This is a genomic window from Paenibacillus sp. 01T422 (assembly GCF_056398785.1).
Genome location: NZ_JBFTQB010000669.1, coordinates 1 through 3679, shown reverse-complemented (window position 1 = coordinate 3679; position 3679 = coordinate 1). Strand labels below are relative to the sequence as shown.

The 3679-nt window shown below is 43.0% G+C and carries 2 protein-coding genes; both read right to left on the bottom strand.

Annotated features, from left to right (window positions below):
• Positions 1 to 210 precede the first annotated feature (210 nt).
• Positions 211 to 1116, bottom strand: a complete 906-nt coding sequence (locus AC1DUA_RS28560) for a LysR family transcriptional regulator (protein ID WP_477502976.1) — start codon at positions 1114 to 1116, stop codon at positions 211 to 213.
• A gap of 10 nt (positions 1117 to 1126) precedes the next feature.
• On the bottom strand, positions 1127 to 3607 hold the full coding sequence (locus AC1DUA_RS28555; RefSeq protein WP_477502975.1) for an ATP-binding cassette domain-containing protein: 2481 nt from the start codon (positions 3605 to 3607) through the stop codon (positions 1127 to 1129).
• Positions 3608 to 3679: the final 72 nt, after the last annotated feature.

The following is a 3679-nucleotide window of genomic DNA, read 5'->3' as shown; positions in this document are numbered from 1 at the left end:
CTTCCAAGGCTTTCTTCCATTCACGATCTACACCAATACGCGGGTATCCTAGTACACTGCTCTTTACCATCATTAAAAACCCCTCTTCAATTTGTTATATAAAAATTATCACAAATTGGCTGATATAAAGTAATTCGAATAACATATATCTAGCTATAGTTTGGGGCTATAATGATCATTTTCGGACAGCGCTTAGAATGTGTATGCCGTTTACTTGGAAATCGCCTGTTCCAGGGCTTCAATATAAGCCGCACCTAACTTGGTTAACATCGCATTCTTATGTGAAATCCACCCTACATGGATGGTTTCCTCACAATCCAAAGGGACAGGAATGATCTCGTTACCATTCAAATCGGCATTCAAAACGCCAGTTGAAATCGTATAACCATTGAGACCAATTAATAAATTGAAGAGCGTAGCGCGATCCGTCACTCGGATGCTTTTCTGATGGGAGATCGTACTCAGAATTTCCTCTGAAAAATGAAAAGAATTATACTCACCTTGATCAAAAGAGAGGTAAGGATATTCCTGGAGCTGCTCGATGGTTACAATCGACTGATTCGCTAATGGGTTTTTAATACTAATAAAAACATGAGGTTTCGCTTTAAATAAGCTGTTAAATTGCAAATTAGCGGCTTTAAGCATCTTATTTATCACTTTTTCATTAAATTCATTCAAATATAAAATGCCGATTTCGCTTCGCAGCGTTTTGACATCCTCGATAATTTCATACGTTTTGGTTTCACGCAGCGCAAATTCATATTCGTCTAATCCAAATTCTTGGACTAAACTGACAAAGGCATTTACAGCAAAAGCATAATGCTGCGTGGAAACTGAAAAGTGCTGTGGTGAAGGCTTCGCATTCAGGTACCGACTTTCCAATAATTCAGCCTGCTCAACGACCTGCCGCGCGTAACTTAAGAATTCAACGCCTTCTTTGGAGAGCGTTATCCCTTTATTGGATCTTTCAAATATGGAGATTTGTATTTCTTCTTCAAGATCCTTGATCGCATTCGATAGGCTAGGCTGAGTAATAAACAACCTTTTGGCAGCTTCATTAATGGATCTTCGGTTCGCTACTTCAATTACATATTTTAATTGTTGCAAAGTTGTCATCGCTATCCCCCTAGGAATCAATTAGGCCATACTTCAACTTTATTCGATCAAGCTTGGATAACATAGGTTTCGCAATAAAATACAAGAAAATCACCGTAGAAACGGCATGTATGAGATCAAAGGGGAATCCTTGCAGATAGGCTAACAAAAACATCTCTTTGGTTGGCTGTAAAGGCGACATAAGCACTGAAGCTGGGTTCAGAAGACCTCCATAGATGAAAAAAGTAGTTAGCCCACCAAAGATACATAAGGCAGCCTTATTTCTCCTCAGAATACCTTTCTTAAATAGCAGCCCCGCCAGAAAGCCGATGATGCCGAAAGCAAACATTTGCCATGGCGTCCATGGGCCCTGTCCAAAGAAGAAGTTGGAAACAAACCCAGTAACAACACCAACAAGAAAACCCGCTTCTGCGCCTAAGCACACGCCAGCAATAATCACCATCGCAACAACCGGTTTAAACTGGGGAACCATGAAAAACGCGGCTCTTCCGGCGACTCCTATGGCACATAGGACAGCTATAACGATCAGTTCTCTAGCTTGGGGTTTTCTGGATTCAAATAACATCACGAACGGCAGCATGGTTTCAAGGATAACCAGCAAACTAATAAAATAGTACTTCCGGTCATTTAAATAATAAATGCCAAACCATATAGTTAACGGGATGATCAGCAAAATAATAAAAGAGGCGATGATCGTTCTTTGGGACAACTTCCTTTTATCAACTGGCATTTGATCCGTTTCAATACTTTTTTTGGGGGCTGTTTCTTTCTTGCTACTAAGCAGTGACTCCGGCGCCTTTCTGGTACTAGCAGGCATCTCTGGCACAGTTCCACCAAGAGCCCGAATCACATCCTCCGTCGTAACCGCACTGGGAATTAGATGCCTGGCCATTCGACTCGCTGCCGTTGTGTAGAAGCTGTTGCCTGTGAAAAATTCCCGAGGTGTTCCTTCTGACACGATCTTGCCGTCAAAAAACATCGCACATTTATCCGCAAAAGAGGCGCAGAACTCAACATCGTGGCTCACCATGATGATGGCCGTTCCTGCAAGCTTGAGGCTCTGAAGAATCTCCCCGAGCTTTAGCTTGAAATGGTTGTCCAGCCCTTTCGTAGGCTCATCCAGCAACAGAATTTCAGGTTCTAGCAGCAAAATTTTCGCTAGCGCAGCTCTCTGCTGTTCACCTCCGGATAAGTCATAGGGATGGCTTTTTAGAAGATCGCCAAGCTCACATAGTTCGCTCACTTGCGCTATTTTATCCAGCAAAACCTCTTTGTCGACATCTCTGCCTACGAACATTTCACGAAGATCCGCTTCCACGGTTTTACTTACAAAAAGGGTTTGCGGATTTTGCGGGAGTACCCCGAGCAAACCACCATACTTCTCATTATCAGATAGCTCTTGAATCTTTCTGCCACCTAGTCTAACTTCCCCCCTGTAAGGCTTTTTTAAGCCTGCAATCAGAGATAATGCCGTCGTTTTGCCAGCACCGTTCCCTCCTAGAATGGCATATATTTCACCTGAATGAACAGAAACGGACAAACCTTTCACAATGTCGGGGGCTGCTTTTTCATACTTAAACCAAGTTTCCCTTAGCTCAACTGCAATTTCCCCCGCTTGATTTGCTTCCGTCTTTTCCGGCGTAGGTGTAAAGATATGAGTAGTCTGAGCTAGCTCATCCAGCCATTTCCGGCCTTCCCGAACCGTAATTGGGCACTCCAAATCATTAGGAATGTGAGAATAAATTCTCATTGGCGCAGGCATCGCGAAGAACATCGCATCCTTCGTTTCTTTAAGCAGCTTGCCCACATTCCTAGGTGTATCAAAAGTAACTACTTTGCCATTGTCCAAAATGGCTACCTTATCAGAAACAGGCAGAAGTTCTTCCAAGCGATGTTCGGATATAATGATCGTTGTCCCTAACTCTCTATTCACTTTCACAAGTGTATTCAGAAATTCTGATGAAGCTATAGGGTCAAGTTGACTCGTGGGTTCGTCCAAAATTAAAACCGAAGGCTGCATGACCATCACCGAGGCTAAGTTTAAAAGCTGCTTTTGCCCACCCGAAAGCTCTGTGACGGACTTATGAAACCAGGTTTGCATCCCGAAAAAGTTAGCGATCTCCGAAACCTTCAGCCTGATAGCAGGCGTACTATATCCTAAGCTTTCTAGTCCGAAGGCCAGCTCATGCCAAACTTTATCGGTAACAATCTGATTGTCTGGCGACTGAAATACGAAACCGATCTGAGATGATTGTGTTCTGGTATCGACCGTGCCAAGATCTACACCTTCAAAGCGGACCGTACCGCTCCTTTTGCCATGAGGCGTTAAAACGGTCTTAAAATGGCGCAGCAGTGTCGATTTACCACAACCTGACTTCCCACATAAGGTAATAAATTCACCTTGCCCAATCGTGAAAGAGATGTTGTCGAGTGCCAATTTATCGCTATTCGGATAAGAAAATGTTAAATTTTCGATTGCAAAAGCTTCCACTTCCTATCCTCCCATACATTCATAATTAAAGGAATTGCACACATTAAGGCATAAGCGCATAGGGCACTAATC

Bases quoted from the DNA above. Each gene is read 5' to 3' on its own strand.
- AC1DUA_RS28560 (WP_477502976.1), bottom strand. From the start codon at position 1,116: ATGACAACTTTGCAACAATTAAAATATGTAATTGAAGTAGCGAACCGA.